The organism is Nocardia sp. NPDC002869 (assembly GCF_046764065.1).
Classification (GTDB): domain Bacteria; phylum Actinomycetota; class Actinomycetes; order Mycobacteriales; family Mycobacteriaceae; genus Nocardia; species Nocardia rhamnosiphila.
The window spans coordinates 1-4009 of sequence record NZ_JBKOOL010000276.1 but is presented as its reverse complement, the minus strand read 5'-3'; the positions used below and the strand labels follow the sequence as shown (position 1 = coordinate 4009).

The following is a 4009-nucleotide window of genomic DNA, read 5'->3' as shown; positions in this document are numbered from 1 at the left end:
GGACCTGTACAGGTCCGGCCGGTTCCGTTCGTACGAGGTGTCCGGTGCTCAGCGGCGTCTCCGGGGCGAGACGACCAGGGCCAGCCCGACCACTATCGCGACCGCGACGACGATCCAGCCGATCGGGACGACCGTGGTGAGTCCCCACTGGGTGGGTCCGGCCAGCGCCCAGGCGCTCAGGCCGAGCGCCAGCAGGCCCACGAAGAACAAGCCGGGGGAGAATCCGCCCCGCCCGGCGTGCCCGCAGGCCGCGCGCCGATCGGTTCGCTTATCGGTCTGCTGGTCAGCCACGGCGCACCTCCGCATCGCCCATCCGCACGTGCACGTTCACGTTCAGCACCGGCGCGTCCCCGCCGGGCCCGGTCAGCCCGTCGGGGCAGGTCGCCTCACCCATCCGGACGGTGCAGTCGGTGCGTACGTTCATGTTCTCGGGTAGCAGGACCATCGCCTGACCCATCTGCACGTCGACATCGACGGTCCGGTCCGCGGTGAGGTCGATACCGCGCAGGTCGAGCGTGCCCGACCCCATGGTGACCTTGTACTCCGGCCGTATATCGGTGGCCGAGGCCGGCGCCCAGGTGCGGTCTCCCATGGTCGGGCTCTGCAGGTCCACCGGTCCGATCACCGCGGCGAACAGCACGAACGCCGCCAGGGGAGCGGTGACCAGCAGCAGGCCGTGGCCGCGGCGCCGGAACGAACCGAACACCAGCCCCAGCCCGATCACCGCAAGGGCGATCGCGCCGATCCGCCCCGGAGTCATCCATTCGCTGCCCGCTACGGCCGTGGCACCCGCGGCGGCCGCCGCCAGGACCGCGAGGCCGAGGACGACCGGGGTGAAGCGGGAACGCGGACGCGGCTCGACGGCCGGTGCGACCATCGCGCGGACCGGTGCGGGTTCGGGCAGATCCCAGGCCAGCGGCGCGACACCCAGTGGGTCCCAGGAGGGCGGGGCGCGATGCGCGAACTCCGCGGTGCCGGGCTTGTTCATATCGATCGGGGGGTGGGCGGCCCGAAAGGTATCCGTCCCCGCGGTAGGCCGGTCTCCGGCCGGGTCGGCGGGAGCCGCCGGCCCGCCGGGCGAGCTCTCGGCCTGCGCGGAATCGCTGGACGCGGCGGTCGCGGAATCGCCGACCCCGCCGCTCTGCTCGGTTCCCGTGACCCGCGCGGGACCGGCGGCCGCGTCACTGCTCTCGGTGAGCAGTGGGCGCGCCGGTTGTGAGGGATCGTCGGCGGATCCGGGGGCGGCGGTGCCGCCCGAGGCCGCCGGGGGCTGCGGGATGTCGGCCGGCGGGTCGGGGATGTAGCGGTCCGGCAGCCTCGTGTACGGCGTGTACAGATCCGACGGGGGCGCGTAGGGGTCGGCCCCGCCCTGCGGGAACATGGCGCCCGGATATCCGGTGGTACCGGGGTGACCCAGCGACTCCGGTTCGACGGTGCCGGGCGGTAACGGCGGTGGTTCGGGGGAGCGCATCTGCAGCATCCACCAGCCCGCGAGCATCAGCGCCAGCGCGACGACACCGGAGCCGCCGAGCCCGATCCCCACCGGGCCCATCGCGCTCACCGCGATCGCCAGTGCCACGATCAGCACGATGGTCTTGGTCTGATTGGGTGCTTCCCGGTCCTTGCGGGTGAGCGACTCCGCCATGGAACCGCGGCCCCCGGGTTCCGGGAACAGTAGCCATCCCGCCAGGTAGAGCACGATTCCGGCGCCACCGAAAATGGTGGACACCACGAACGCCACCCGGACCAGCACCGGATCGATGCCGTAGCGATGGCCGAAACCCGCCGCGACTCCGGCGATCGGGCCCCGCCGGGGCAGCCGGACCGGCCGGGTCTGCCACATCTGCTGCAGCTGGTCGCCGAAGCTCGTTCTCGTCATGGACCCCATGGTCCGCTCGGGGCGCCCGCGCGCGCATCCGGGTGAACCCTGAAGTTGGACCGGAAAACCTCCTGAGCACAGTCGATGGGGGCGACCCGAGACCGGTATCAGGGTGTTTCCCCATGGCTGCCGGTATGGCTCTCGTGCCAGTATCGAGGGTATGTGCCCGTTCGGACCTGCCTTCTACACGCGGGGGGCCGCTGCCGGGTCCGGGGCGGTTCCCGGTGCCGATACCCCGCGCCTGGTGCGCCGTTCCGGCGGCCGGATCGTCGGCGGGGTGGCCGGCGGTGTCGCCGACCATCTGGGGGTCGACGTACTCAAGGTGCGGATGGCCTTCGTCCTGCTGTCCGCGCTGGCCGGGGCCGGGATAGTCGCCTACAGCCTGCTGTGGATCTTCACTCCCGACGGCACCGATTCGGGACGCCCGTCGGGTACCGAACGGCGTCAGGCGATCGGGCTGGCACTGCTCGGCCTGGGTCTGTCGGTGGCGGTGTCGTGGGCGTTCAGTGGCGCGGCGGCGCGGGTGATCGCGCCGATCGTGGTGATCGCGGTGGGCGCGGCACTGGTGTGGCGCGAATACGACGCCGACGGCCCGCGGTCGCTGATCGGAATACCGGCGAAACCGTCGGTGGTGACCTGGTCGCGCATCATCGCGGGCGTGACGCTGGTGGTCACGGGACTCGCGGTGGTGGTGCTGTCCCGGCTGGACTGGGGTTCGCTCGGTTCGGCGCTGCTAGCGGTGGCCGCGACCCTGATCGGGGTGGGTCTGCTGACCGTTCCGCTCGGGCTGCGGCTCATGCATTCGCTGAATGCCGAGCGCTCCGCGCGCATCCGTAACGAGGAACGCGAGGAGATCGCCTCCCACCTGCACGATTCGGTACTGCAGACGCTCGCCCTGATCCAGCGGCAAGCCGGTGACCCGCAGGAGGTGCTGCGGCTGGCGCGCAGTCAGGAACGGGAGTTGCGCCGCTGGTTGTTCGCCGATTCGGGACCGGCCGAATCCAGCCTCGCCGCCGCGCTGCGCACCATCGCCGGCGAAGTGGAGGACCAGCACGGGGTGAAGGTCACCCCCGTGACGGTGGGCGATGTGGCGATGGACGGTACGGAGAGCGGCGCCGGCCTGCCGAAGGAGCATTTCACCGCGGTGCTGGGCGCGACCCGCGAAGCCCTGGTGAACGCCGCCAAACATGCCGGGGTCTCCGATATCGACCTGTTCGCCGAGGCCGAACCGCACCAGGTCAGCGTGTTCGTCCGCGACCGCGGGACCGGTTTCGACCCCGATTCGATCCCCGAGGACCGCCACGGCCTGACCCGGTCGATCCGCGCCCGGGTGGAGCGCCGCGGGGGGACGGTGGAGATCGTCTCGGAGCCCCGCCGGGGCACCGAGGTCCGCATCATCATGCCGCGAACCGATTCCGGGTCTTCGGAAGAGCAAGTCGACGAAGTCGCGGGCGAAACCGTGGGGTCCGACTCCGCGGAAGCCTTCCGCCGGGCCGCCGAGCCCACCCCCGAACCACAGGATCTGTCCCGGGTGAACTCCCCCGAGACCGTCACCGCCGCGCTCACCCGGCCGCACCGGGCCGCCGCCGACCCGGCCCGTCCGAACGGCCACCGCTGATGGACTCCGCGGTGACGGGCCTGCTCACAGGCCCGGTGCCCGACCGCATCCGCACCGACCCCGCTGCCCGTCGCCCGCAGCGTGGATACGCTCGTGCGCCCGGGTCGGTTCGACTTCGAACTCGGTACCTTCCGCCACTGTCACCGGTCGTGCATACCGGCGCGTCTCTGGTCCGTTCCCCGGTGTGGACCGGGGAACACCCGGTCGATCACCCGGGACCGCAGCCGAAACCTCTGGCGACGGAATGGCCGGTGTGCCCGGGGACCACATGGCACCCGATATCGCCCCGAACCGGGGACAGCCCCCGAATCCCTTCCTCACCACTCACCTGAAACCATGTATCGCACGCACGATGATCAGCGGTGGTGCCCCGCCCTGCCCGGCCGCCTCACCCGGCGCCGAGTCCAGCGAGGCCCCCAAAGGGTCGAGGCCCGTCCCGTCGTTCAGGCCTCGAAAGCGCATGAGCCGAAGGCTCGAGTCTCGAGGCCTGAACGGCGGGACCGAGGGGGCCT

3 protein-coding genes are annotated in these 4009 nt (G+C 71.6%); 1 reads left to right on the top strand and 2 read right to left on the bottom strand.

Annotation, left to right across the window (positions count from 1 at the left end; translation table 11 throughout):
- Positions 1–48: 48 nt before the first annotated feature.
- Both ACLML9_RS28025 and ACLML9_RS28020 read right to left on the bottom strand, forming a co-directional pair.
- Entirely contained in the window at positions 49–291 is a 243-nt protein-coding gene (locus ACLML9_RS28025) for a hypothetical protein (RefSeq protein ID WP_411948313.1), read from the bottom strand.
- The gene (locus ACLML9_RS28020; protein ID WP_411948312.1) at positions 284–1879 is read right to left on the bottom strand and encodes a PspC domain-containing protein; all 1596 of its coding nucleotides are present in this window, start codon (positions 1877–1879) and stop codon (positions 284–286) included. Before ACLML9_RS28020 ends, ACLML9_RS28025 begins: the two co-directional genes overlap by 8 nt.
- A 160-nt stretch (positions 1880–2039) precedes the next feature.
- Between ACLML9_RS28020 and ACLML9_RS28015 the strand changes: the two genes are divergently transcribed.
- Entirely contained in the window at positions 2040–3497 is a 1458-nt protein-coding gene (locus ACLML9_RS28015) for a PspC domain-containing protein (protein WP_411948311.1), read from the top strand.
- Positions 3498–4009 lie beyond the last annotated feature (512 nt).

Coding starts and splice junctions, on each gene's coding strand:
- ACLML9_RS28015 (WP_411948311.1), top strand. CDS start 2,040: ATGTGCCCGTTCGGACCTGCCTTCTACACGCGGGGGGCCGCTGCCGGG.
- ACLML9_RS28020 (WP_411948312.1), bottom strand. CDS start 1,879: ATGACGAGAACGAGCTTCGGCGACCAGCTGCAGCAGATGTGGCAGACC.